Source organism: Pseudoalteromonas sp. APC 3495, from assembly GCF_030407645.1.
Lineage (GTDB): Bacteria > Pseudomonadota > Gammaproteobacteria > Enterobacterales > Alteromonadaceae > Pseudoalteromonas > Pseudoalteromonas tetraodonis.
Genome location: NZ_JASDDA010000022.1, coordinates 25,841 through 51,359, shown reverse-complemented (window position 1 = coordinate 51,359; position 25,519 = coordinate 25,841). Strand labels below are relative to the sequence as shown.

At 40.4% G+C, this 25,519-nt stretch carries 21 protein-coding genes and 2 tRNA genes; 13 read left to right on the top strand and 10 right to left on the bottom strand.

Features of this window, described 5'->3' with window-relative positions; all coding sequences use genetic code 11:
• Positions 1–818: 818 nt before the first annotated feature.
• Positions 819–2,258: a 16S rRNA (cytosine(1407)-C(5))-methyltransferase RsmF gene (gene rsmF / locus QL984_RS10630; RefSeq protein ID WP_138764716.1), complete on the bottom strand. Its 1,440-nt coding sequence runs from the start codon at positions 2,256–2,258 to the stop codon at positions 819–821.
• Between the two features lie 264 nt (positions 2,259–2,522).
• On the opposite strand from rsmF, the gene QL984_RS10625 reads away from it, so the two are divergent.
• From QL984_RS10625 to QL984_RS10600, 6 genes are all read left to right on the top strand, one after another.
• The gene (locus QL984_RS10625) at positions 2,523–3,236 is read left to right on the top strand and encodes a GntR family transcriptional regulator (RefSeq protein WP_024601689.1); all 714 of its coding nucleotides are present in this window, start codon (positions 2,523–2,525) and stop codon (positions 3,234–3,236) included.
• 336 nt (positions 3,237–3,572) lie between these two features.
• On the top strand, positions 3,573–4,451 hold the full coding sequence (prpB, locus tag QL984_RS10620; RefSeq protein WP_013464731.1) for a methylisocitrate lyase: 879 nt from the start codon (positions 3,573–3,575) through the stop codon (positions 4,449–4,451).
• Between the two features lie 25 nt (positions 4,452–4,476).
• Positions 4,477–5,604 carry a 2-methylcitrate synthase gene (gene prpC, locus QL984_RS10615; protein WP_138764707.1) on the top strand — a complete coding sequence of 376 codons (1,128 nt, stop codon included), beginning with the start codon at positions 4,477–4,479 and terminating at the stop codon, positions 5,602–5,604.
• Positions 5,605–5,717: 113 nt separating this feature from the next.
• Positions 5,718–8,327 (top strand): Fe/S-dependent 2-methylisocitrate dehydratase AcnD, encoded by a 2,610-nt coding sequence (acnD, locus tag QL984_RS10610; RefSeq protein WP_138764706.1) that lies wholly within the window; start codon positions 5,718–5,720, stop codon positions 8,325–8,327.
• 12 nt (positions 8,328–8,339) lie between these two features.
• On the top strand, positions 8,340–9,515 hold the full coding sequence (gene prpF, locus QL984_RS10605; RefSeq protein WP_138686849.1) for a 2-methylaconitate cis-trans isomerase PrpF: 1,176 nt from the start codon (positions 8,340–8,342) through the stop codon (positions 9,513–9,515).
• A 220-nt stretch (positions 9,516–9,735) separates the two neighbouring features.
• The gene (locus QL984_RS10600; RefSeq protein WP_138764705.1) at positions 9,736–11,031 is read left to right on the top strand and encodes a diguanylate cyclase; all 1,296 of its coding nucleotides are present in this window, start codon (positions 9,736–9,738) and stop codon (positions 11,029–11,031) included.
• A gap of 47 nt (positions 11,032–11,078) precedes the next feature.
• On the opposite strand, the gene QL984_RS10595 is transcribed toward QL984_RS10600, so the two are convergent.
• Positions 11,079–11,978, bottom strand: a complete 900-nt coding sequence (locus QL984_RS10595; RefSeq protein WP_138764704.1) for a transporter substrate-binding domain-containing protein — start codon at positions 11,976–11,978, stop codon at positions 11,079–11,081.
• Positions 11,979–12,174: 196 nt separating this feature from the next.
• On the opposite strand from QL984_RS10595, the gene QL984_RS10590 reads away from it, so the two are divergent.
• On the top strand, positions 12,175–13,098 hold the full coding sequence (locus tag QL984_RS10590) for a hypothetical protein (protein WP_013464737.1): 924 nt from the start codon (positions 12,175–12,177) through the stop codon (positions 13,096–13,098).
• Positions 13,099–13,134: 36 nt separating this feature from the next.
• Here the strand turns inward: QL984_RS10590 and QL984_RS10585 are convergent, their stop codons facing one another.
• Positions 13,135–13,908: a transporter substrate-binding domain-containing protein gene (locus tag QL984_RS10585; protein ID WP_033102523.1), complete on the bottom strand. Its 774-nt coding sequence runs from the start codon at positions 13,906–13,908 to the stop codon at positions 13,135–13,137.
• 655 nt (positions 13,909–14,563) lie between these two features.
• Between QL984_RS10585 and QL984_RS10580 the strand changes: the two genes are divergently transcribed.
• On the top strand, positions 14,564–14,935 hold the full coding sequence (locus QL984_RS10580; protein WP_283241274.1) for a transposase: 372 nt from the start codon (positions 14,564–14,566) through the stop codon (positions 14,933–14,935).
• 443 nt (positions 14,936–15,378) lie between these two features.
• Here QL984_RS10580 and QL984_RS10575 read toward each other — a convergent pair.
• From QL984_RS10575 to QL984_RS10560, 4 genes are all read right to left on the bottom strand, one after another.
• Positions 15,379–15,455, bottom strand: a tRNA-Val gene (locus tag QL984_RS10575).
• 250 nt (positions 15,456–15,705) lie between these two features.
• A tRNA-Val gene (locus QL984_RS10570) sits at positions 15,706–15,782 on the bottom strand.
• Between the two features lie 112 nt (positions 15,783–15,894).
• Positions 15,895–16,944, bottom strand: coding sequence for a DUF3080 family protein (locus QL984_RS10565; protein ID WP_033102522.1), 1,050 nt, complete (start codon positions 16,942–16,944; stop codon positions 15,895–15,897).
• The gene (locus QL984_RS10560) at positions 16,922–18,277 is read right to left on the bottom strand and encodes an MATE family efflux transporter (RefSeq protein WP_033102521.1); all 1,356 of its coding nucleotides are present in this window, start codon (positions 18,275–18,277) and stop codon (positions 16,922–16,924) included. The genes QL984_RS10565 and QL984_RS10560 overlap by 23 nt, the downstream gene beginning before the upstream one ends.
• Positions 18,278–18,469: 192 nt before the next feature.
• Here QL984_RS10560 and QL984_RS10555 point away from each other — a divergent pair, with 192 nt between their 5' ends.
• Positions 18,470–19,096, top strand: coding sequence for a riboflavin synthase (locus tag QL984_RS10555; RefSeq protein ID WP_028835882.1), 627 nt, complete (start codon positions 18,470–18,472; stop codon positions 19,094–19,096).
• Here the strand turns inward: QL984_RS10555 and QL984_RS10550 are convergent.
• Entirely contained in the window at positions 19,093–19,296 is a 204-nt protein-coding gene (locus tag QL984_RS10550) for a CPXCG motif-containing cysteine-rich protein (RefSeq protein WP_138764692.1), read from the bottom strand. The two genes, QL984_RS10555 and QL984_RS10550, sit on opposite strands and share 4 nt — an antisense overlap.
• 213 nt (positions 19,297–19,509) lie before the next feature.
• The gene (locus QL984_RS10545) at positions 19,510–20,379 is read right to left on the bottom strand and encodes a fructosamine kinase family protein (RefSeq protein WP_076920906.1); all 870 of its coding nucleotides are present in this window, start codon (positions 20,377–20,379) and stop codon (positions 19,510–19,512) included.
• A 122-nt stretch (positions 20,380–20,501) separates the two neighbouring features.
• Here QL984_RS10545 and QL984_RS10540 point away from each other — a divergent pair, with 122 nt between their 5' ends.
• A complete protein-coding gene (locus tag QL984_RS10540; protein WP_013464744.1) occupies positions 20,502–21,194 on the top strand; it encodes a hypothetical protein in 693 nt (230 codons plus the stop codon).
• A gap of 97 nt (positions 21,195–21,291) precedes the next feature.
• Here QL984_RS10540 and QL984_RS10535 read toward each other — a convergent pair whose 3' ends face one another.
• Positions 21,292–21,654 (bottom strand): DUF3718 domain-containing protein, encoded by a 363-nt coding sequence (locus QL984_RS10535; protein ID WP_138764693.1) that lies wholly within the window; start codon positions 21,652–21,654, stop codon positions 21,292–21,294.
• A 244-nt stretch (positions 21,655–21,898) separates the two neighbouring features.
• Between QL984_RS10535 and QL984_RS10530 the strand changes: the two genes are divergently transcribed.
• The 3 genes from QL984_RS10530 (at position 21,899) to QL984_RS10520 (ending at position 25,421) form a co-directional block, all read left to right on the top strand.
• Positions 21,899–22,684, top strand: a complete 786-nt coding sequence (locus QL984_RS10530) for a hypothetical protein (RefSeq protein WP_138764694.1) — start codon at positions 21,899–21,901, stop codon at positions 22,682–22,684.
• Between the two features lie 100 nt (positions 22,685–22,784).
• Positions 22,785–24,167, top strand: a complete 1,383-nt coding sequence (locus QL984_RS10525) for an amidohydrolase (RefSeq protein WP_138764695.1) — start codon at positions 22,785–22,787, stop codon at positions 24,165–24,167.
• A gap of 12 nt (positions 24,168–24,179) precedes the next feature.
• Positions 24,180–25,421, top strand: a complete 1,242-nt coding sequence (locus tag QL984_RS10520) for an amidohydrolase family protein (RefSeq protein WP_128583636.1) — start codon at positions 24,180–24,182, stop codon at positions 25,419–25,421.
• The last annotated feature ends 98 nt before the right edge of the window (positions 25,422–25,519 follow it).

Here is a 25,519-nt window from a genome sequence, read left to right as displayed (position 1 = left end):
CACAGAGAAAAAGCTTCAATTTTGGAAATCTAATAACTAACAACAGTTCTTTAATCTTTGTCTTTAATCACTTTCTCTTATTGTAAAGCTCGCGGCGGGTTGCGAGATTAAGCTAGTAAACCGACCCCTGCAGCTCGTCTACTCTGAACTTTAACCTTTTTTGAACCACAGAGAGCACCGAGGCGCTTCGCGCTGCACAGAGAAAAAGCTTCAATTGTGGAAATCTAATAACTAACAACAGTTCTTTAATCTTTGTCTTTAATTACTTTCTCTGTGTGCTCCTATCCTCTGTGGTAAATAAATTTTTAAGAGCTTATTGTAATGCCTAGGTCCGGTTGTCCGATCCCCGCAACCAGTTAGCTATCTCCTAAAACCTTTATTTTTGAACCACAGAGAGCACCGAGGCGCTTCGCGCTGCACAGAGAAAAAGCTTCAATTTTGGAAATCTAATAACTAACAACAGTTCTTTAATCTTTGTCTTTAATCACTTTCTCTGTTTTCTCCTATCCTCTGTGGTAAATAAATCACTAAGTTCTTATTGTAATAATAGCCGGGTGAGTGATTAAGCTAGTAAACCGACCCCTGCAGATCGTTAACTTTCGCCTAGACAAAAAAAGACCCAGAGCTATAAGAACTCTGGGTTATAGAGGGGCTCGTATTTGAGCCCTGCGCTAACTAAAGACACTTTCAGATTCTTAGGGAGAAGAAGAAAGTTATTTAAGTATAGTCAAAAGTGCTAAAAACACACATTTTTGTTCATTTTTTATACTGCAGTAATTACAGTGAGTTACATTTGTTATACACACCTTTATTAGAATTTACGCCCAGTTTATTAACTGCGTATTTTGTACTAAATCTCGTGGTAAAGAGTTTTTAACTTTATTTTTTTGCCATTTCCCTAAGCCAATAGGGCAACCACATAAAGTTAGGATCACCTCGCCGCTGGATTTGGTTACCTCTTCTAGGCGTATATCTTTACCATTAAAGTAATCGTTAGCCTGTTCATTGGTTAATGCCAGTACATTACTTTTACACTGCTTACCAAATACGGTGGCAAATTCGTGCGTTAGGCGTACGCCATTTTTATGAATAACGCCTACTTGTACCCCTAATCGCGCATATTTAATTTTATTTTGTATTGCTTCAAATTCATCAGGAAACAGCCAAAGCTCTTTGTCGCGTTGTTTTAACGTACCTTGCAGACTCGTTAAACCAAATTGCTTTTTAAGGAAGCTCATAAACGCAGCACTTTGTTTACTATCAAAGTCACTAAAGGGGAACGCGCCTTTTTTAACTTTTAATGTTTGGTTTTCGCAGCTGCTGTGCTTTTTAAATTTGGCAATAAAAAAGCCTTCGCTGTCGAAGGTTTGCGGCCAAACATGTAAGTAGCCCTCTGCGGTGGTGGCTTTATCAGCCCCTGGGAATAAGTCGCTTAATGGCTCAGGGCTTATATATTCGCCAAACTCATCTAATAATGCGCTGCATACTTGCTGGTTTTCGAGAGGGGTTAATGTACAGGTTGAATACACTAATGTGCCACCGGGTTTAAGTGCGTAAAATGCACTTTTAATCAGATCTTTTTGTACTTGGGCAATGGTAATATTTGACTCGATAGACCAATTTTTTAGCGCGTCACTATCTTTACGTACCGTGCCTTCGCCAGAGCAGGGCGCATCAAGTAAAATGCTGTCGAAGCACTCAAACATGTAATTGCCAAATACCACACCATCAAAATGCGATAGCGCGCAGTTACCTACACCCATACGCTTTAGCGTGGCACTGAGTACTTTTAAACGTGATGACGACAGCTCATTTGCAACCAAAACACCTTGATTGTTCATTAGTGCAGCCAGTTGTGAGGTTTTAGAGCCCGGTGCCGAGGCCATATCGAGCACTGTGTTACTGGTTTTAAGGCTTTGCTTTAGTGCCATTGGCGGCAACATTGAGCTTGCCTCTTGCACGTACATAGCCCCGCTTAAGTGTAAATCGGTATTGCCCAGCGCTAGGTTTTGCTCTTCATCGTTTGGGCGCTCTAACCAAAAACCTTCATCGCACCAAGGAATAGCGGTAAGTTGCCAATTTTTTTTAGCCGCTTGTTGCTTAAACTCTTCAACACTCATTTTTAATGTATTAACGCGAACAGATTTACGCAGTGGACGACGACACGCACTTAAAAAATCATCTAAGTTTAGGTGCTTGGGTAAATAGGTTTTTACGTCGTTAATAAATGGCTCAGGGATGTAAGTGTTTGCGTCCACGATTTGGCTCATACAGTCAAAATAAAGCAGGATAATAGCATTTTTAACGATTTTTTTCAGTGTTAAAAACGAAATAGTAACCCTTAAAAGGTGTCGACATCTTGTTTAGTAAAATAGCTTAACTACAATTTTTTATTATACTTTTGGCTAATAATGTCGACAATGTGGTGGTTTTTCACTCGATTTAAGTGGTTCTAGGGTTGACAGGTATAAATAATAAGCACATAGTTAGAGCATAAATTGTCGACAATATAAAAATACTTTATGACACAGCACTTGTTAAATGAAACATCTATCACAACCGCTTCCGATAAAGTGTTTGTAGACATGCGCCGCGAAATTGTAGAGGGCAGCATTGCACAAGGCAGTAAAATATCTGAGCCGGAACTAGCAAAGCGTTACGGTGTAAGCCGTGCAACGCTCAGAGAAGCGCTTAACCGTTTAGAAAGTTGTTATTTAGTTGAGCGCAAAGCCAATATAGGTTGCCGTGTTGTGGCATTAACCGCAGAGCGTTTAATTGAGGTGTATCAAGTGCGCAGTGCCCTTGAAGGACTTGCATGTAGGTTAGCCGCCGACAATATGGAACCAGATGAAGTACAAGGCTTGAAACAATTACTTAATCAGCATTTGCAAACTCAGCGTGTTAAAGAAGGTGAGTCGTACTATCAAGAAGCAGGCGACTTAGATTTTCATTACAGAATAATCAAAGGCAGTAAAAACGCGCACTTAATTCATTTGTTATGCCACGACCTGTACCAGTTAATAAGAATGTATCGTGTACAAATGGGTATGGTAGGGCCGCGGGTATCGAAAGCGTTTGATGAGCATTTAGCCATTATTAACGCCATTGAAAATCATGATGGTGAGCTGGCCGAAATGTTAATGAAGCGCCATATCAGTGCATCACAAGCAAATATCCAAACAAAATTTGATAGATATCAATCAGTACAAGCCACTCAAAATGAAATGGCTAACTAGGGTCTGTTGACCTTTGCGGATTATAATTTGTTCAAACTAGGAGCGGTTTAATCACGGCGCGAGGTTTGTAACCTAGTGGGCTAAGTCAAAACCGAGCAACAAAGAGTAAATCGCTCCTAGGCAGAACCCGAAGGGCAGCGCCTGTTTAGTATTGATGCTGCGTTATCGCCTATTTATGGGGAATAACCACACCACATAGGCTCTGCCTTGCCTAAATACCAAACAGGCTGCTGCAAATTAAATTTTGAAAGGTCAATAGACCCTAATACAGATGTCACATTATTAAAAAATACTAAGTTGCCAAAGAGCAGCCCCGTTCAAAGTTAGGAGAAAGTAATGTCAGCAGGATTAAAATTTAAACAGGCAATTGCAAATAACCACCCGCTACAAGTGGTAGGTACTATTAACGCGTACACCGCGATGATGGCTGAAAAAATGGGCCATCAGGCTATTTATTTATCGGGTGCGGGTGTGGCTAATGCCTCATTTGGTATGCCAGATTTAGGGATGACCAGCCTTGATAACGTGCTTGAAGATATTCGCCGTATTACCGGTGCTAGCGATTTACCTTTGTTAGTGGATGCCGATACAGGTTGGGGCGGGGCGTTTAATATTGCCCGTACTGTTAAAGAAATGACTAAAGCAGGTGCAGCCGGTTTTCATATTGAAGATCAAGTGGCGCAAAAGCGCTGTGGCCATCGCCCTAATAAAGAAATAGTTACCCAAGCTGAAATGGTAGACCGTATTAAAGCGGCGGTTGATGCTAAAACCGATAGCGATTTTTACATTATGGCGCGTACCGATGCGTTTCAAAAAGAAGGCTTAAATGCGGCGATAGACCGTGCAGCAGCTTGTGTTGAAGCCGGTGCCGATGCGATTTTTGCAGAAGCGGTTCATGACCTTGCTGATTACCAAGCATTTACCAAAGCGATTAATGTGCCTATTTTGGCCAACATTACCGAGTTTGGCCAAACCCCAATTTACACCAAAGAGCAACTAAGCGATGTGGGCGTAGAAATGGTGCTTTACCCATTAAGTGCATTTAGAGCAATGAACAAAGCCGCACTCAATGTGTATTCGGCTATTTTGAATGAAGGGTCGCAACAAAGCCAAATTGAAAACATGCAAACGCGTGCAGAGCTTTACGACTTTTTAGATTATCACTCGTACGAAAACACGCTCGATAACCTTTTTTCAGCAAAATCTGACAAATAATAAAAATTTCAACAGGAGACACATCATGGTAGATAAAGCATTAGGTGGCGCAGGCTTACGTGGCCAAGTAGCAGGACAAACCGCATTATGTACAGTAGGGCAAACAGGTTCTGGTTTAACTTACTGTGGTTACGATATTAGTGAACTGGCTGAAAAAGCGCAGTTTGAAGAAGTGTCGTTTTTACTTTCTCGCGGTGAGTTACCAACATCAAGCGAGCTGGCAGAGTACAAAGCTAAACTTAAAAGCTTGCGCGGTTTACCTGAGGCACTAAAAACAGTGCTTGAGAACATTCCTAAAGACGCGCATCCAATGGATGTAATGCGCACAGGTTGTTCTATGCTAGGTAATCTTGAAATGGAAAATGACTTTAGCGAAGCAAACGATGCGATTGACCGCATGGTGGCAATTTTCCCAAGTATTATTTGTTATTGGTACCGCTTTACTCATGACGGTGTTCGTATTGAAACACAAACTGATGACGATTCAGTAGGCGCTCACTTTTTAACGCTATTACACGATAAAGCGCCAAGTGAATTATTTGCACAAGTAATGAATGTATCGCTAATTTTGTACGCAGAGCATGAATTTAATGCCTCTACCTTTACCGGTCGCGTGTGTGCATCAACGCTTTCTGATATTCACTCATGTGTAACTGGCGCAATTGGTACCTTACGTGGTCCACTTCATGGTGGTGCCAACGAAGCCGCCATGGATATGATTGAAAGCTTTACCAGCGCCGATCAAGCTGAAGACGCGCTAATGGGGATGCTTGAGCGTAAAGATAAAATTATGGGCTTTGGCCACGCAATTTACCGCGAGTCAGATCCACGTAATGTTATTATTAAAAAGTGGTCTGAAAAACTCGCCGCAGAAGTGGGTGATGATGTGCTTTACCCGGTATCAGTTCGCTGTGAAGAAGTTATGTGGCGTGAGAAAAAACTGTTTTGTAATGCTGATTTTTTCCATGCATCGGCGTACCACTTTATGGGTATTCCCACTAAGTTATTTACGCCTATCTTTGTAATGAGCCGTGTAACCGGTTGGACAGCGCATGTAAAAGAGCAACGTGCAAATAACCGTATTATTCGCCCAAGTGCTGATTACACCGGGCCAGATGCGCGTAGCTACACGCCAATTGAATCAAGAGGCTAATTAGTTAGCGTTTAAGGTGAGCCTAGCTCACCTTTTATTGTTTATAGCGCTGATGATTACTCATTATAGCGCTTTAGCGTACTCTCCTCCGTCACCAAATTAGCGAATTTATTATGACCATTATTAATAACACCCAATACCGTAAGCCTTTACCGGGCTCAAATGTTGATTACTACGATACCCAAGCCGCCGTCGATGCCATTAAACCTGGCGCATACGCTACACTACCTTACAGTTCGCGTGTATTTGCCGAAAACTTAGTGCGTCGCTGTGAGCCCGAAATGCTAACCGATGCGCTTAACCAAATAATTGAGCGTAAACAAGACTTAGATTTTCCGTGGTATCCGGCACGCGTTGTATGTCATGACATTTTAGGCCAAACCGCACTGGTTGATTTAGCGGGCCTGCGCGATGCTATCGCTGCAAAAGGCGGCGATCCTGCAAAAGTAAATCCGGTTGTACCGACTCAACTGATTGTGGATCATTCATTAGCTGTTGAGCACGCAGGTTTTGATCCCGATGCATTTGAAAAAAACCGCGCCATTGAAGATAGACGCAACGATGACCGTTTTCATTTTATAAATTGGACCAAAACCGCGTTTAAAAATATTGATGTGATCCCACCGGGTAATGGCATCATGCATCAAATTAACCTTGAAAAAATGTCGCCGGTGATTCAAAACCGCGATGGCATTGCGTTCCCAGATACCTTAGTAGGTACCGACAGCCATACCCCACATGTTGATGCTTTAGGTGTTATTGCTGTTGGCGTAGGTGGCCTTGAAGCCGAAAGCGTAATGCTTGGGCGCGCATCATATATTCGTTTACCAGATATAGTGGGCGTAGAGCTTACCGGTAAACGCCAGCCTGGCATAACTGCAACCGATATTGTACTGGCGATTACCGAATTTTTACGTGAGCAACGTGTGGTATCGACTTACCTTGAGTTTTACGGTGAAGGGGCCGATGCACTAACCCTGGGTGATAGAGCGACCATTTCGAACATGACCCCAGAATTTGGCGCCACCGCTGCTATGTTCTACATTGACGATAAAACTATTGATTACTTGCGTTTAACAGGCCGTGATGAAGATCAAATTGCCCTGGTAGAAAACTACGCTAAAACAGCGGGTTTATGGAGTGATAGCTTAAAAACCGCTCATTACGATCGTGTACTTAAGTTTGATTTATCAAGTGTAGGGCGCAACATTGCAGGGCCTTCAAATCCGCATCGTCGTGTATCTACCAGCGATTTAGCAGTGCAAGGTATTTCGGGTGTTGTTGAAAATGAAGAAGGCTTAATGCCAGATGGCGCCTGTATTATCGCCGCTATTACCAGCTGTACTAATACCAGTAACCCGCGCAATGTAATTGCCGCAGGTTTATTAGCGCGAAATGCAAACGCTAAAGGCTTAATGCGTAAACCGTGGGTTAAAACATCCCTGGCACCGGGTTCAAAAGCGGTGCAGTCGTACCTTGAAGATGCAAACTTACTCACTGAACTAGAGCAACTCGGTTTTGGTATTGTGGGTTTTGCCTGTACTACCTGTAATGGCATGAGTGGTGCGTTGGACCCTAAAATTCAACAAGAAGTGATTGACCGCGACCTATACGCAACGGCTGTGCTTTCGGGTAACCGTAACTTTGATGGCCGAATTCATCCGTATGCAAAGCAAGCGTTTTTAGCGTCACCACCTTTAGTAGTTGCTTATGCAATTGCGGGTACCATTCGTTTTGATATAGAAAAAGATATACTCGGTAAAGATCAACAAGGTAACGATGTAACCTTAAAAGATTTATGGCCATCTGATGAAGAGATAGATGCGGTTATCAAACAAAGCGTAAAACCAGAGCAGTTTAGAAAAGTATACGAGCCAATGTTTAACTTAACTGTTGATTACGGCGAAGATAACGACCCACTTTACGATTGGCGCCCAGAAAGTACGTATATTCGCCGCCCACCTTATTGGGAAGGAGCTTTGGCAGGTGAGCGCAGTATGACAGGTATGCGCGCGTTAGCAGTACTTGGCGATAACATTACAACCGATCACTTATCACCTTCTAATGCAATTATGGCCAGCAGCGCAGCAGGTGAATACTTAACTAAAATGAACGTACCAGAAGAAGACTTTAACTCATACGCCACTCACCGAGGCGATCACTTAACCGCACAACGAGCTACATTTGCAAACCCTAAACTATTGAACGAAATGGTATTAGATGAAAACGGAGAAGTGAAGCAAGGATCGTACGCACGCATAGAGCCAGAAGGTGAAAACACGCGTATGTGGGAAGCAATCGAAACCTACATGCAGCGTAAACAGCCACTCATTATTGTGGCAGGCGCTGATTACGGCCAAGGCTCTTCGCGCGATTGGGCAGCAAAAGGCGTTAGGCTTGCTGGTGTTCAGGTTATTGCAGCCGAAGGGTTTGAACGTATTCACCGTACTAATTTAATTGGTATGGGCGTATTGCCGCTTGAATTTAAACCAGGCACAACGCGTAAAACACTTAATCTAGATGGTAGCGAAAGCTACGACGTGAAGGGCGAACCAACACCAGGTGCAACCCTAGAGCTTGTTATTACACGTAAAAATGGCGAGGTATTAAACGTACCAATGAAATGTCGACTAGATACGCAAGAAGAGCTCTCTATTTATGCGGCAGGCGGTGTGTTACAACGCTTTGCGCAAGACTTTTTAGAAGCCACGCAAGCATCATAAGGACACACGTTTATGTTTAAACCACAAATTAAAGTGCCTGCGACCTATATGCGTGGTGGCACGAGTAAAGGGGTTTTTTTTAATTTAACCGATTTACCCGCACCAGCCCAAGTGGCAGGTGCGGCGCGCGATAGCTTATTATTACGCGTTATTGGTAGCCCAGATGCATACGGTAAACAAACCGACGGCATGGGCGGAGCAACCTCAAGTACCAGTAAAACGGTTATTTTGAGTAAGAGTGAACAGCCCGATCACGATGTTGATTATTTATTTGGTCAAGTCGCCATTGATAAAGCGTTTGTTGATTGGAGTGGTAACTGCGGAAACTTAACCTCTGCTGTGGGCGCGTTTGCCATCAGCAATGGTTTAGTGGATAAATCTCGCGTACCGGATAATGGTATTGCTATTGTGCGCGTATGGCAGGCGAACATTAAAAAAAGTATTTTAGTGCATGTACCCATGACCAACGGTGCAGTACAAGAAACCGGTGACTTTGAGTTAGATGGTGTGACGTTTCCTGCCGCTGAAGTAAAGCTTGAATTTATTGACCCTGCTGATGGTGATGGTGCGCTATTTCCAACAGGCAATGTGGTTGATGATTTAGAAGTACCAGGTGTGGGGACATTAAAAGCAACTATGATCAACGCAGGTATCCCGACTATTTTTGTAAATGCCCGCGATATTGGTTATACCGGTACTGAGCTACAAGATGATATAAACGCTGATGAAGCCGCACTCACTAAGCTTGAAACCATTCGTGCCTATGGCGCGGTAAAAATGGGACTAATTAGTACTATTAATGAAGCGCAAGCACGCCAACACACACCTAAAGTGGCGTTTGTGGCTGCACCGCTTAATTACAAATCATCAAGTGGTAAGCAGGTTAATGCAAGCGATATAGATTTGTTAGTACGTGCAATGTCAATGGGTAAGTTACACCATGCGATGATGGGCACAGCCGCCGTCGCTATTGGCACAGCAGCCGCAATTGACGGAACATTAGTTAATTTGGCCGCTGGTGGCGGGGCTATTAACGAGGTTAACTTTGGTCACCCATCGGGCACACTTAAAGTAGGTGCCGAGGCGGTTGTTACAAATGGCCAATGGCAAGTGACTAAAGCGAGTATGAGCCGCAGCGCACGTGTATTAATGGAAGGCTGGGTAAGAGCGCCATTTGATTATGACTAATTAGCACCCAAAATACGTACTATAGTAAAATAATAAGCCGCGAACTTAACTTAGTTTGCGGCTTTTTTATTCAGTCATTCAATAGGTTGTAAAATGTACTTTGTTGAGGGGTGCTCAATAAACAGCAACATTTTTTCTGTTATGTCGGCAAATATTCACTTATATTAAAATGAATATTAGCCCGTGTATTTTTTCAATACAGTTTGTACGGAGTGCATTAATGGATTTATCAAGGCTAAATGCAGAAAGGTTAATACAAAACTTACAAACCGGTGTGGTGGTGCATGCACCAGACACAGGAATTTTGTATGCAAATCCTGCGGCTTTAAATATTTTACGTTTAACAAAAGAGCAAGCGTTAGGGCGCGACTCGTTTGATAGTAAATGGAAATTACTGGATGAATTTCGTCAACCACTGCAGAATTCTCAGTATCCTGTTAGTGTTGTTATTAAAACCCAAAAACCATTGATGAATCTTGAAATAGGTATATGTGATAGCTCAAGCGACGAAATTACATGGGTGCTATGTAACGCTTATCCAGAGTTTGACAAGCAGAACAACATTGCTGAAATAGTCGTCACTTTTATCGATATTACTCATCAAAAACAAGCTATTCCATTTAAAGAAATTGTTGAATTAGCCAGCGACGTTATTTTAGTTACCGAGGCAAGCCCTATTACTAATGATGGCCCTAAAATTGTTTATGCAAACCAATCGTTTACTAAAGTAACGGGTTATCATTTAGATGAAGTTAGAGGTAAAACGCCGCGCATTTTACAAGGCGCTAAAACTCAACAAGCGACACGCGATAAAATTAGGCATGCGCTAGAAAATAAACAGCAAGTATCTGAGCAAATACTAAATTATAAAAAATCAGGTGAGCCTTATTGGATTGATATGAATATTTTTCCATTAAAAAATGCGTTAGGTGAGGTGGCTTACTATGCAGCGATTGAGCGCGATATTACAAAAATGAAGCGGTATCAAGCACAACTAAAAGATTTAACCATTAAAGATCCGCTTACTAATTTGCTCAACCGAAGAGGGTTTATGGAAACAGCTAAACTTGCACTTGATGAGTGTATTAAAGACAGCCAGCACTTAACCCTTACGATGATAGATATAGATCACTTTAAGCGCATTAACGATCAATTTGGACACGAAGGCGGAGATAGTGTGTTGCAAAGCATAGCTGCTACGTTTAAATCATTTTGTGACAGTGATGATATTATAGCGCGTTTAGGAGGAGAAGAGTTTTGCATTGTTTCGCCTACCAAATGTGTCAGTACCGTTGTTAAAACCTTAGCAAAGTTGCAAGATCATTTAAAAGATAACCCAGTGCAGTTATCAAGTGGCGGGCAGGTGAGTTATACAATAAGCAGTGGTGTATCAAGTTTGACTTCTGAGTCGTGTTCGCTGCAGGGATTATTAAGAAATGCCGATACAGCACTTTATAATGCAAAAACAACCGGACGGAACCAAACGGTGGTGTTTAACCAAAGCCTTAGACTATGAGTAGATATAACTGAAAACAGGCACGCTCAAATTTAGCTGCCTACGGCTTAATCGAGGTTATAACACTGCTGTTTTTTATTTTTTATAAAGCGCTCAAATTCATTATTTGCACGCATATTCGCTATTTCTGCGTTGATATCATCTAAGATAAATTGCCAATTAGGTGTACTTTTACTGATTTCATAATACAGGGCTTTGTATTCTATGCTTGGCGTTAATGCAACTAGCGCACTAAGCATCCTCTTTTTTTCTCTAGCTGATAATAGTGATTTATAAATACTGGCTCTTAGCACTTCTAAGTCGGCAACAATAAGCTCAACCCGACCATTTAAAAGCAAATGAATAAGCTGATACTCACTGTTAGCAACGATGGTTTTTATTTCGCCTTGTTCAATAAGTTCATCTAATTCTTTACTATTTTTATATGAACGTACCACCCCCATAACCCTGTTTTTTACAGACTCAATCCTGCCATCGTAATTTATGCTGTGATCTCTAAATGCTACAAATGATAAGTCGCCACCAGGAATGGGCTCAGATAACGCCAATAACTGATTACGTGTTTTGGTTAAAATGTTTTCTGACATTACATCGTCACTAATAAAATACTCAGGAAATAAAATATCAGCTTTACCTAATTCAGCTTCACGAACGGCACGCGCCCAAGGGTAAAACTCTATATGTACACCATAGCCGCGTTTTACTAACATGCTTACTGTAAGTTGATATAGCCAGCCCTTATTGCATAAGTGATCGTCTATATAAGGGGGCCAATTAAGTGTAACTAAGCGAAGAACTGTATCGGCTTTTAAATTATAGCCATAGCCGCTTTTGTATTTCTCTCCGGGAAGTGTGATATTTTTATTGTCGACCGTATAGGTTACTGGCGCAGGTTGTGCGTAAGTGAAAAATGATAGTACTAAGGCAGCGATTAAAAATATTCTCATAAGGATAATGCATTTTTATCTTTAATTTTAAGTTTAGTGCGTTATTTGGAATAAACAACTTAAATAGTGAGGTTCTTCTAGTATACAAACAATTAAATATAGCCTTAAAAAGCGATAGCTATTAACATGCAAAGGTAGGTAATTTCACTTTAATACGACATAACAACAAAAAGTCTTTTTACTAGAGGGAATTTTTATGGCTAACAAGCCAATAAGTGAAGACAATCCATTTGCTAATTTATCTGATGTGCAGTGTGAGCAGATCCAAAATTGGTACCAAAAGCATATTTCTTCAACCTTACATTCTTTACTTAAAGGCAGTAAGTCTGGGCAAGTTATTGAGAGTAAGTTAGAAAGTACTTTAAATAAAGCGCTCTCTCAGAGCAAACAGCTTACTACTTATGCTATTGAGGGTAATTCGAGTATTAAATTAAAAAATGCCAGTGTTATGGCTGAGCTTAATGATACCCGTGATTTGTTTTATGGCGCGCAAGTTAAAATAAATAAACTAGAGCAAAAAATAACAACCAGTGCTCAAGAAATACAATTATTAGAGACAGAAAAAAGCGAATTGCAGCTAGAAGTACGTAGCTTAAAGCAACGTTTAAATCACGTACTTTCAAGGCTAGAATCGCAAGGTGTCTCATTCCAAAAAAGCCATTATGTAGGACGTATATTAGTTCAGGCTTTGCGAGCAAGTTTTGAAAATTGGCAGCAAACTCCACAAGGAGAGCCCTTTAAAAATCATGATTTTTACAAGCTTTTCCCGCGTGTTTTGTACTCAAGCTTATTAAAGGAAATAGAAAAACTGCTAGGGGAGCACGATTATAATCAAATCGAGCGTTCACTTAGTGATTTTGTGTTTAAGCAAAAGGGCTCGCCTGTAGAAAATTGGCCAGATGAAGACCCGATTTACGAGACACGGTTAATTAACCAAAAGCAGTCAGAGCTGTTAATAAAATTACATAGCCAACACCTGCAACGAAAAAACTTTACGTCCTATTTAGAAAAACGCCTTTCTAGTACTGGCTTTACCCATAAACACAGTGATTTATTGATGACGCTGGTTGAGTTTGCGACACACGATGAAAATAGCAAATTTTCTAGTTATTGCCATTAAGTTATTAGTAATGTTATTAGTATTAAAGCAGCACCACTAAATATCATGTTGTTGTAGGCTAAGTATCTTTAATTTGGTTGCTAGGGTATTTTGTGCAAGTGTTTTTTTTACTATTTTATAAAGTGTGTTTACATTAAGTTGGTGTGTAGGGCGAATTAATAATTGGTGTTTATAGGTTTGCGCGACGCGTTCAGAGATAAGCAGCTTTTTTTTACTTTCTGGGTATTTATTCAGGTATTGATTTAAGTAAGAACGGGTAACAATCGCCATATCGCTGCGTTTTTTTAATACTAATTCAATACTTTTTTTATGACTGCTCAGTAACGTCATTTTATATTCGTTTTCAAGTATTGATGGATTGTTTTCAAAGTTTGCTAGCTGATAGTGATAGCCTAAAATCCCAATGAGGGTTTTATCGTCTAAGTTATCAAACCAAGCTTGTGACTTTGCAAATTGCTTTAAAGCAATAAATACTTCGCTGTCTGTTGCTATCACAGGGGAGTTACTGATTATATGGTTGCCTTGCAGCCACCCCCAGTTTGGATCTTCAAAAAATACCGCATCGAACAAACCTTGCTGATAATCTTTAAAGCGCCGAATAGGTGTGGTGAGCACAAGCTCAAAATGATAGTCAGATTGTATTTTATTGAGTTCGCTAATTAGCTCTACGGTAAGGCCTGAAGCACGGCCGTCAACAATCTCTATGTAGGGAGGAAATTCATAGCCACCCACTTTGACTAGGGTTTTAGCTTGAACTTGCCCAGCAAAAATAAATAGCAATAGTAATGTAATGAGTGCGGCAGACTTCACAGGTAAATCCTTTCCTAGAATACTTTCTGATATTTCATCTTATAAGATAGCCTACTTGTTAACATAGTATTAATTTTCAAGCAATAAATTCTGACTTTGCAACGTGATTAAATGGATGTTACCTAATATTTATTAAGGAAGTTTAGAGCGTGTGCGCTTTTTTGGAGCTTTTTGATGTTGGCGTTGCTTGATGGCGGGTGTTTCCCCAATGTCGGGTGGCGCGGCTTCGCCACTTAACTGACCTACGTCCTTAATAATTAACGTAGGTTGGATAAGTCAGAGGCGCCATCCGACGATGTTGGATAATTCGGAGGCGTCATCCGACGATGTTGGATAATTCGGAGGCGCCATCCGGCGATGTTGGATAATTCGAAGGCGTCATCCGACGATGTTGGATAATTCGAAGGCGTCATCCGACGATGTTGGATAAGCCAGAGGCGCCATCAGAAGATGTTGGATAATTCAAAGGCGTTATCCTAAGGTATTGAATAACCCAGAGGTATTAGCCGTTTATTATAAGGAGATTTTTTGTGAGATATCGTAGAAATTATCAACCGGGAGGAACGTATTTTTTTACGGTTAATTTGCAGGATCGTAAAGAGTCATTATTGGTTGAGCATATTGATTTATTGCGTGGGGCTGTGCGCTGGGTAAAATGCATAAACCATTTTATATTGATGCGTGGGTGGTGTTGCCTGATCATATGCATGCAGTGTTAACTTTACCCAAAGGTGATAGCGATTATTCTGGCCGTTGGCGCGAAATTAAAAAACGTTTTTCTAAAGGCTTGCCTAAAAACGAACATGTATCACTCGCACGCATTAATAAAAATGAACGAGGAATTTGGCAACGCCGTTTTTGGGAGCATACCATTGTTGATGAACGTGATTATTGGCACCATGTAAATTATGTTCATTTTAATCCGCTTAAACATGGTTTGGTTGAACGGGTAGTTGATTGGCCTTATTCAAGCTTTCATAAAGCGGTCGCATCAGGAATGTACAGCCGTAATTGGTGTGGGGAATAATATAATATATTTTATGTCGGGTGTTTCACATACGTTAACAATAATGAACGTAGGTCGGATAAGCCGGAAGCGTCATCCGACGCTGTTGGATAATTCAGAGGCGTCATCCGACGATGTTGGATAATTCAGAGGCGCCATCCGACGATGTTGGTATTGGTCATTACCGGTTCAGGCTTTGCTTTATGTTGGATGGCGTTTGGTGTTGGAATGCAACCTAATGTCGGGTGGCGCGGCTTCGCCACTTAACCGACCTACGTTCTTTTTGAATTGGTACGACTGAGTGGATTCGAACCACCGACCTTTGGAGCGGGTGATTAAGAGTAGGTAGTGCTTTTTCTTGAGGTGTTTTTTGAATTGGTACGACTGAGTGGATTTGGAGCATTGACCCTTGGAGCGGGTGATTAAGAGTAGGTAGTGCTTTTTCTTGAGGTGTTTTTTTGAATTGGTACGACTGAGTGGATTCGAACCACCGACCCCTACCATGTCAAGGTAGTGCTCTAACCAACTGAGCTACAGTCGTACAATATGAAATTCTTAAACTTTAAATACAGCATTTACTCATTTTGGTACGACTGAGTGGATTCGAACCACAGACCTCTGGATCGGGTGATCAAGAGTAGGTAGTGCTTTTTCCTTTATCGTACTTTAAATACAGCATTTACTCATTTTGGTACGACTGAGTGGATTCGAACCACCGACTTCTGGACCGGGTGATCAAGAGTAGGTAGTGCTTTTTCTTTCAACGTACTTTAATTAAATCTTTAAAAATTTGGTACGACTGAGTGGATTCGAACCACCGACCCCTACCATGTCAAGGTAGTGCTCTAACCAACTGAGCTACAGTCGTACTTCTGTATTTAAAAATTGTTAATTGCTTAACAACGGTCGCTAATATATAGCGTGATGAGTGGTGAATCAAGCATGTTTATGGTTTTTAAGTTTATTTGCCGTTTTTTTATTCATATTGGACTGATTTCGCACGTTTTATAAAATTTTTGCCACCAGATAACATGCTCTTTTGCTGACGCTTTTAGCTGAGAGAGTAAGTTGTTAGAATTTGGGTCAAGTAGGGCATTTACCGCTTCACTACTCACTGCTTGATTAAACCATAGCTGCATATAAAGCGGCTGCAATGTTTCTAAATACCCGCTCAGCTGTGCTTGATAAGGCTGTATTTGTTTTAAATAATATTTATTAAATATATTACTGACAATTTTAGCCTGCTGCTTGTTTTTCCCTTTAGGGCAGATATCTTCTACTACTAATGAATTTACAAACTGGGTTGCTGTATGATTTAAGCTAATTTGTTCTCGCGCAGCTTGAATAAGCTGTTGGTCAAATTTGTATCTGTTGAGCGGTTCAAGCGCTGACAAAATATCATCGCTGTTTATTGCCATACTCCCTTTAGTTTCTATTTGGTGTTTAATGGTCGTTAGCTTTTTAAGCGCCTCAACCGTGTCACTAAACCCAGCCGGTTGGGTGCTGAGTTCTTGGCCAGTTAGCTGCCAAGTGCTGCTCAGTTCAGGTTCACTATATAAAACATTATTAAAATAATGAGTGAGTTGAGTTTGTTTTTGGTTTTTTGCCGCTGTAATTTTACTGTGAACGTTGCTTTGTTTATCTAAGGTGTTTAAACAGTTTTGCGCGCTTTGAATAAAATCTATTTGGTACTTCAATTTACTAGCAGCGGTGGCTGTTTTGCCTAATTGATTATTATGCTCGCTTATCAGAACGTTAAGTTTACATTGGCTAATACCAGCTAGTTCAGTTATGCCAATTTTAATCGCAGGTTGCAACGCTTCAACTGGCTTTACTAAGGCTAATTGTTGCAGTGGCTTTGTGTGTGGCTCAGGCGTTTGTAAGGTATTACTCAAGCGAGACAAATAGGTTTTATTTGCCTCACTGGGCTGCTCTGAGCAGCCCAAAAGCACCATACAACATGCCGCCAATAACCAATTAAGCGGCAGTTTGGTATAGATTGATTGTTTAAGAGAGAATAAATGGTTCACGTTTAAATCGCCTATGAACGGTCAGCATCAGTAGTATAGCTGCAACTGATAAGCCAACGATAATACCTATCCAAAAACCATGAGGGCCCATTGCTGGCACTATTATGTCTGTTCTTGCTAATACGTAGCCTAAACTAAAGCCGATTAACCAATAAGAAATAAAAGTGATATACGAAATCGGCGCTGTGTGTTTTAAACCACGTAAAATACCGTTTGCAGCTACTTGTAATGCATCAGGAAGTTGGTAAATACAGGCTAAAATCATAATTGATGAAGCAAGCGCAAGTACCGCAGGGCTATCGCTATATAATTGGCTGATCACATCACGCCCTATAAATGTAATAAAAGCGATAAACAACGCAACCATAGCCGCCATAATATAACTTGTTGATACTGCTACTTTTAATTGATCTAAATGATTTTGCCCAAATAAATTACCAATTCGTATGCTAATGGCAATTGAGAGGCTCAGAGGCATCATAAATAATAGTGCAGTCACACTGGCTGCAATTTGATGGCCAGACACAGCCACCGCACCCAAATGCGCAATAAACAGGGGAATACAGGCAAACAAGGTCACTTCAAAAAAAGTAGCGAGTGAAATAGGAATACCGAGTTTGGTAATAATACCAATGGTTTTAAAATTGGGTTTTTCAAAGCCAGTTAATAAGCCTTTGGCATCTATTTTTTTACTCAGCTGGCAATAAGTAACTTGCGCAATAGCCATTACAGTAAATACCAGTGCGGTGGCAATACCACAGCCAGCGCCCCCAAATGCGGGTAGACCAAATAAGCCCTTAATAAAAATATAATTGAGTGGGATATTTACCGCAAGTCCGAGTAGGCTGATATAAAACGCAGGCTTGGTCATCCCCATACCTTCGGTCATATTTCTATACACGGTAAAAATTAAAAAACCAAATACACCCCATTTAACAAAATGAATGTAATCAAAAGCAAGTCCCGCAATCGCCGGGCTAGTATCAAGCTGTAAAATAACGGTATTGGCAAGCTGGGCAGCACAAAAACCTGCAATACTCAAAAGGAGCGTTAAATAAAGCGCTTGCTGAAAATAATGGCTAATGCCGTTGCGATCTTTAGCACCCGCAAATTGAGCAATGACTCCCGTTAGGGCTAATAGAATACCTTGTATTGCTAATAAAATTGGGTTCCATATTCCTGTAGCAATTGAGAGGGCAGCGAGATCGGTTGGACTCACTTGTCCGGCCATAATGGTATCAACCACTGACATTAATACTAAGGTCACTTGTGCTAAAAAAACGGGAAAGGCGAGGGAAAGTAAACGTTTAGCTTCCCAACTACAAAAAGTCATAAAAAACAGCTATTCAGAAAAACATGGGCGCATTGTAATCTATTGTGATTGCTCTATCTATGTAGACAATCAGCGAATCTATTAAATTGCTGCATAAGCTTACTTTTGTTGCGAATAAAAGTGCTATTAAGTGAATTATTTTAGCGATTGATACGTTAAACTAGCACTTTGTTAGAAAGAGAAGCGATTTTTATGTTTACCGGTATTATTCAAACTCAAGCAACAGTAGTCTCTAGAACCCATACGCAGGGTGTATTACGTTTAGTCGTTTCTGTTAATGAGCAATACGTAAAGCATTTAGACTTAGGTGCTAGCATCGCTATAAATGGTTGCTGCTTAACGGTAGTTAAAGTAGAGCTTAGTAATCAAGATGTGGTGGCTCAAGTGCATTTTGATGTTATTGACGAAACTTTGCAGCTTACTAACCTTGGACAACTGGAATTGGGTAGTTTAGTCAATTACGAGCGTTCGGTGTCGTTTGGTACTGAGCTGGGTGGGCACATAGTCTCTGGTCATATTCATTGTACTGCCAAAATAGTGCAAATAGTTAAACTAGAAAATAACTACAAAATGCAGCTTAGCCTTCCAAAAAAATGGCAAAAATATGTTTTATATAAAGGGTTTGTATCTATTAATGGCGCCAGTTTAACGGTTGGCAATATTGATGAGCATGGCTTTTGGTTACACTTAATACCAGAAACACTCGATATTACTAATTTAGGTGCAGCTGTTGTAGGTGATGAATTTAATATAGAAGTTGATCAGCAAACATACACTATTATAAACACCGTCGAAAACTACATGCGCCAACATAGCTAAAATATTTGTTCGTCATCGCTGTCCACGTGTAACTCTAACTTATTACGTGCATAGTCTATATGCATATTTAAATGAATTAGATTACAGCAAGCACTGCATTCTTCATAGTAGTCTTGGTCGCCCATACTGGCATCAAGGTCTAAATGAATATGCTGTCCACAATGTGGACAGGCGATACGTTGTGATAAAAAGTCTTTCATAACACCCCCTTAAAAATTAAGTTATTTTACCTAGATAGCACATAACGGCTTAATACTAAGTAGCTTGAACTCTGACTAAATGATTTACTTATATTGAGCTCTCAACAGTGACTTATTACAAGTAAATTTAATGCAATTAGCGTTAAAAATAACGCTCGAATAGATTTATTTTGTAGAGTTCAAGTATAAGTATAGTGCTTATATTTTGTTTACTCATTTATTTAAGTTTAGTAGTTTTTCAACGTGTTCTTTAGCCTGATTTAAGTAATGGCCTGCATAAATATTGGCATGGTTTAAAATAGGGTAAAGCTGATAAATAAGCTTGCGATGTTGGTAGTTCTGAGAGAGTGGATAATGGTGATCATAGGCGTTATAAAATTCATCGGGTAATGGGGCAAAAAGCTCACTCATAGCAATATCGACCTCCCGATCACCGTAATAGCAGGCAGGGTCAAATAGGGTCGGAATATTATTTACAAATCCCATGTTTCCGCGCCAAAAGTCGCCATGTAATAACGAGGGCAAAACATGATGATTATGCAGTTGCTCTTTTACTAAATTTATCAGTTGTTCGGGGTCTGCCAGCACAATGTCTTTTTCAGCTAATAGCTGTAATTGCCAACCAATACGTTCTTCTGCAAAAAATACATCCCATTTTTTATGCCATTGATTAGGTTGAGGCGTAGAGCTTAAATAATTGTCTGTATCAAAACCAAACATCGCTTGCTCGTGTTTTTGATGTAACATGGCAAGGTGTTCACCCATCGTTGACCAATGCGTGTGGGGAAGGTCATCAAGTGTAAGCCACTCTAATACAATAAACGCATATTCTATATTGGCGCCAGTTGTAATACAGTCGGGCACCATAAATATACTGTTTTGAGTGAGTTGTTTTAAGCCCTGTGCTTGTGCTTCAAAGCGATCGAGCTCATTCTTTTGCGCAATTTTAACTAAATAATTGTGCTTGCCATCACTTATATGGAAAAGCTTATCGGTTGATGTGTTTTGCAACTGACGTTTATGGGTGTGTTTAAAATCGTAATGGATAGCTTGGCTGATCTGTTGATTGATTGTTTTCCACATAACAATTGCTCACCTTTTAAACCTATAAATAAACTATGGCAAAAAGGGATTAAATAAACAAATTAATCGGTGTAAAATTAAGACTATCAATTTCTAATACAAATCACTGAAATGGAATAAAAATGAATAAAAGTTTTATCACTAACTTATTGGCAGCGTGTTGTGTTGTTATTGGTTTTGTATTTGATCAAGCCATTGTACTTTCGGTGGGCTTATTTGCACTCTCTGGTGCGGTTACAAACTTACTCGCTATTCATATGCTATTTGAAAAAGTCCCGTTTTTATATGGATCGGGGGTGATTGCGCTCAAGTTTGAAAGCTTTAAAGTAGCTATAAGAAATTTAATACTTACGGAGTTCTTTTCTGAGCATAAAATAGATAAGCTTCTAAGCAAGGCGCAGCCAACGATAGACTTTGAATCGGTAATTGAAAAGGTAGATTTAAATCCTGCTTTCGATAATTTATTAGTGGTGATAGAGCAATCACAATTTGGCAGCATGCTGGCAATGTTTGGCGGTACAGAGGCGGTAGAGCCAATGCGAGAAAAATTTATCGAAAAAATGCAATTATCACTGGTACAAATAAGCGACACCGACGATTTTAAAATGCTACTAAGCGACATGCTTACTCAAGGAAATAACGCGGAAAGCTTACATAATACGGTACTTAAATTAGTGGATGAACGCCTAGATGAACTCACCCCTAAAATGGTAAAAGAAATTATTCAAACCATGATCCGTGAGCATTTAGGTTGGCTCGTTGTATGGGGTGGGGTATTTGGTGGCTTGTTTGGTTTGTTGGCAGCGCTTATTTAATAATAAATACACGTTAAGCAGGTACTAAGCCCTGCTTAACGTGTTTGATTCGTGTAAATTGAACGTATTAAAACCGATTCCCTAGTCATAATTTAGGTTATTTAGATCCCGCCATAATAACCACCATCAGTTTATTTACCTTTGCCAAATCCCTTATTGATGTGCTGGTGGTAGCCTCAATATTGAAAAAGCGTGCAGATTTGTCTAAATCATAAAGCGCTACAAAATCATTCATTGATAAATCATTGCAGCGTAATTTTTTGCCAATTACATGCTTGTTGGTATGGAGCTCTTTAATTGTTTTGTGCAGTGTCAGTTGTTTGTTAGATGCAACGGCCATGCAAACTTGTGTACCAGGTGATGAGTCAGCGGCAATAAATGTGGTTGCCATTACAGGTGCTGTTAATGTTGCTGCGCCTAATAATACAGTTGAATATAGTGTTGCTTTAAGAGAAATCATTGTGTTTGCCTCTTTGTTTATGTGCAACTTAAGTATTGCTTAATGTAGCCAAAATGTTGTTAACTGAATGGGACAAGCTGTAAGAAAATGTGTATGTAAATTGTGCTATTTTGTAGGTGTATGAAAAGTTGCTCATAAATAATTTATTTTTGACACACTTTAACGTTTTCCTACTGAAATATTTTTTCAGACTGTTATTATCGCGCCCTAAATTTGTGGCATTTTATCTTTTTGGAGCGCAATTGTGAATAAAACGTTAGCCAGTTACTACCAGCAAGCCTATGCGTGTGAGCAACAGCATTTTAACCAATGTTTTTATTGCGGCTGTGAGGCAACAGAGCGCGATCATTGCCCGCCATTGCATATGCTACAAAGTATTATTGATCTAGGTGAAGAAGCGGATTTTGTTGCTATTGCGGCTTGTTATGAATGCCATGCATTACTTCATAATGAACGCTTAATGACCATTGATGAGCGTTTTAGTAAGCTTAAAAAGAAACTATCAAATAAATACGCCAAGCCCTTACGTGTGTACAACATGTGGGAAGAAAGCGAGCTTGGCGACATGAGCGATGAATTTGCGCACAGCATTCAAGCGGGCATGAAACTCGGTAAAGAAGCGTCAGAGCGCCTTGCATTTACAGGTTTTAGTTATGCCACTGAAGAAGCGCGTGTCACGGTGCGTGAAAAAACCAAAGAGTTTGATGTAGAAGGCAGCATATTTACAGACTTTAAAGAAGCGCTTAACTATTGCATTAATGTATTGAAGGTGCAAAAAAGTGACTTTTATAAAATTTTAGTCGAGGATTATCAAGGCGATTTTAATAAGGCATTGAGCCAATACAGGCATCGTCATGATAAAGTCACCGCCGCAAAAGATGGTAATACATTAATTAAAGATTTTTCAAAATTACATAAGCAAAATTCGGATTTTGTAACCCGAACGGTTAAACACTTTATTAGTAAAGATCCATCGCTCACCACAGAAGGGGCACTGGATAAGCTTTATAACAATTATATAAAAAAATAATTACAGAAACTCACCTTAAATAACCGCCTTTTCACCTGTTTTTTTAGCTTTATGCGTTTGCTTTCGCTAAAGTAGTAAAAAAACAGGAGAACCTAAAAACATGCAAAAATTTGCTCCCTCATTGTTAGCTGTTGGTTTAGCAGCGGCTCTTGTTGGTTGCCAAGAAAGCGGCCCGCAAGATGCAAAAGTAACCATTAATAAAAACCCATACCCAAGTACTTATCAACCCGTTGCTACATCAAGCACATTAATTACCAATGCCACTGTATTAACGGGCACGGGTGAGCGTTTAGATGAAGCCGATGTATTACTTGTTGATGGTAAAGTACAGCAAGTTGGTAAAGATTTAACCGCTAACGCAAACACCACTATCGATGCGCAAGGCAAATGGGTAACACCAGGTATTATTGATGTTCACTCTCATTTAGGTGCTTATCCAAATCCGTCGGTTGAGTCTCACCAAGATGGCAACGAAATGACTAGCCCAAATACAGCAGAAGTATGGGTTGAGCATTCAATTTGGCCACAAGATCCAGGCTTTAATCGCGCACGTGAAGGCGGTATTACCTCGTTACAAATTTTACCAGGTTCAGCTAATTTATTTGGTGGACGTGGCGTTACCCTTAAAAATGTACCGGCTCACACCATGCAAGGGATGAAGTTTCCTGATGCACCATACGGTTTAAAAATGGCGTGTGGTGAAAACCCTAAACGCGTTTATGGCCGTAAAGGTGAATTACCGATGACACGTATGGGTAATATGGCAGGCTATCGCACAGCTTGGATTGGTGCGCAAGAGTACAAGCGTGCTTGGGACAAATACGATGCTGATTACGCTGCGGGTAAAAACCCAGAAGCTCCACATCGCGATATTAAATACGATACATTACGCGGTGTTTTAGAAGGTGAGGTTCGTATTCACAATCACTGTTATAAAGCTGAAGAAATGGCGATGATGATCGACCTTTCTAAAGAGTTTAATTACCATGCGGGTACATTCCATCACGGTATTGAAGCCTATAAAATCGCAGATTTACTGGCTGAAAATGGCTCGTGTGCAGCACTTTGGCCAGACTGGTGGGGCTTTAAAATGGAAGCCTACGATATGGTACAAGAGAACGTAGCGATTGTTGATGCAGTTAAAAACTCATGTGCCGTTGTGCATTCAGACTCAGACACGACGATTCAGCGCTTAAATCAAGAAGCCGCAAAAGTAATGTACAGTGCAAACCAAAATGGTTTTGATATTTCTGAGCAGCATGCAATTAAGTGGATCACGGCTAATGCCGCTAAATCACTCGGCATTGAAGATAAAACAGGCTCACTTGAAGCAGGTAAACAAGCTGATGTGGTTATTTGGAATCAAAGCCCATTTAGCGTTTACGCAAAAGCAGAGCAAGTGTTTGTTGATGGCGCAAAAGTTTACGATAGAAACGATAGCGCATTCCAAGCACAAAGTGATTTTATGTTAGGTCAACAATAAGGAGCACCCAGAATGAAAAAATTATCACGTTCGTTTTCGCTTTCTCTGGTTGCTGCAGGGTTACTAGCATCGGGTGCGGTGAGCGCTCAATCTCTTGCTATTATTAATGCAACTTTACATACATCATCAGATCAAGGCGTATTAGAGTCTGCCAGCATCGTAATGAATGATGGCAAAATTACTGCAATCAATCCTAGCGATGTTAAAGCAGATAAAATTATTGATGCCAAAGGTCAAATCGTGACCCCTGGTTTTATTGCCACTGTAAATCAACTTGGTTTAGTTGAAGTAGGTGCGGTTGCAGGCTCTCGCGATGCAGGAGAGGAAAAAGCAGGTATTGATTTTGATGCAAGCTTGGCATTTAACCCTCGTTCAAGCCTAATCCCTTATGCACGTAAAGGCGGTGTTACTCGTGACTTAATCACTCCATACGGTGGTGACAGTATTTTTGCGGGCCTTGCCAGTGTGGTGGATTTAAGTGGTAGCTTTGAAAGCGTAAACAAAAAGCAAGCGGCATTAGTGGTTCATTTGGGTGAGCGTAGCAAAGGCTCTCGTGCATTTACGTTGCAAACACTGATCAATAAGTTAGATGATCACCAAACTAAAGCAAGCAAAGAAGCTAAAAAAGACGATGCTAAGCCAAGTGCTGAAGATAAAATAATGGCTAAAGTACTAAAAGGCGATATGCCATTACTAATTAGTGTGTCGCGTGCATCGGATATTGTTGAACTTATAAAAGTGAAACAGCAGTTTGGGGTAAATATTGTTCTTAATGGTGCGCAAGATGCCGTTGTAGTTAAAGATCGTATCGCAAAAGCGGGTATTCCTGTGATCATCAGTGCAATGGATAACTTACCAGGCAGTTTTGATTCATTACATGCAAGCCTAAATAATGCCGGCATACTAGAAAAAGCAGGTGTTAAAGTACTTTTAACTGTGGGTGGCGATGCCAGTCATAATGTTTACCAGCTCCGCTATGATGCCGGTAATGCAGTGTCTTACGGTATGAGCCAGCAAGGCGCATTAAAAGCGATGACTTCAAATGTGGCTGATGTATTTGGTATTAATGCTGGTAGCTTAGAAGTGGGTAAAGCCGCTGATGTTGTAATGTGGAGTAATGACCCGTTTGAGCTGAGCAGCCACGTAAATAAAATGTTTATTAATGGGGTTGAGGTAAGTACTGAATCTCGCCAAGATAAACTGCGTGAGCGCTATACAACAGAATCAAACATGCCACGTGCATACACTAAATAAACTTGTTTAGTTGAATATAAAGGCCGCATTAGCGGCCTTTTTTACGAATGCCTTTTACTTATACTAATCCGCAAAGTAAACCACTTAAATAAGCGAAT

What these genes read in the sequence shown, in the direction of transcription:
- QL984_RS10625 (WP_024601689.1), top strand. Translation starts at nt 2,523, where the DNA reads ATGACACAGCACTTGTTAAATGAAACATCTATCACAACCGCTTCCGAT.
- prpB (WP_013464731.1), top strand. Translation starts at nt 3,573, where the DNA reads ATGTCAGCAGGATTAAAATTTAAACAGGCAATTGCAAATAACCACCCG.
- prpC (WP_138764707.1), top strand. Translation starts at nt 4,477, where the DNA reads ATGGTAGATAAAGCATTAGGTGGCGCAGGCTTACGTGGCCAAGTAGCA.
- acnD (WP_138764706.1), top strand. Translation starts at nt 5,718, where the DNA reads ATGACCATTATTAATAACACCCAATACCGTAAGCCTTTACCGGGCTCA.
- prpF (WP_138686849.1), top strand. Translation starts at nt 8,340, where the DNA reads ATGTTTAAACCACAAATTAAAGTGCCTGCGACCTATATGCGTGGTGGC.
- QL984_RS10600 (WP_138764705.1), top strand. Translation starts at nt 9,736, where the DNA reads ATGGATTTATCAAGGCTAAATGCAGAAAGGTTAATACAAAACTTACAA.
- QL984_RS10595 (WP_138764704.1), bottom strand. Translation starts at nt 11,978, where the DNA reads ATGAGAATATTTTTAATCGCTGCCTTAGTACTATCATTTTTCACTTAC.
- QL984_RS10590 (WP_013464737.1), top strand. Translation starts at nt 12,175, where the DNA reads ATGGCTAACAAGCCAATAAGTGAAGACAATCCATTTGCTAATTTATCT.
- QL984_RS10580 (WP_283241274.1), top strand. Translation starts at nt 14,564, where the DNA reads ATGCATAAACCATTTTATATTGATGCGTGGGTGGTGTTGCCTGATCAT.
- QL984_RS10560 (WP_033102521.1), bottom strand. Translation starts at nt 18,277, where the DNA reads ATGACTTTTTGTAGTTGGGAAGCTAAACGTTTACTTTCCCTCGCCTTT.
- QL984_RS10555 (WP_028835882.1), top strand. Translation starts at nt 18,470, where the DNA reads ATGTTTACCGGTATTATTCAAACTCAAGCAACAGTAGTCTCTAGAACC.
- QL984_RS10550 (WP_138764692.1), bottom strand. Translation starts at nt 19,296, where the DNA reads ATGAAAGACTTTTTATCACAACGTATCGCCTGTCCACATTGTGGACAG.
- QL984_RS10545 (WP_076920906.1), bottom strand. Translation starts at nt 20,379, where the DNA reads ATGTGGAAAACAATCAATCAACAGATCAGCCAAGCTATCCATTACGAT.
- QL984_RS10540 (WP_013464744.1), top strand. Translation starts at nt 20,502, where the DNA reads ATGAATAAAAGTTTTATCACTAACTTATTGGCAGCGTGTTGTGTTGTT.
- QL984_RS10535 (WP_138764693.1), bottom strand. Translation starts at nt 21,654, where the DNA reads ATGATTTCTCTTAAAGCAACACTATATTCAACTGTATTATTAGGCGCA.
- QL984_RS10525 (WP_138764695.1), top strand. Translation starts at nt 22,785, where the DNA reads ATGCAAAAATTTGCTCCCTCATTGTTAGCTGTTGGTTTAGCAGCGGCT.
- QL984_RS10520 (WP_128583636.1), top strand. Translation starts at nt 24,180, where the DNA reads ATGAAAAAATTATCACGTTCGTTTTCGCTTTCTCTGGTTGCTGCAGGG.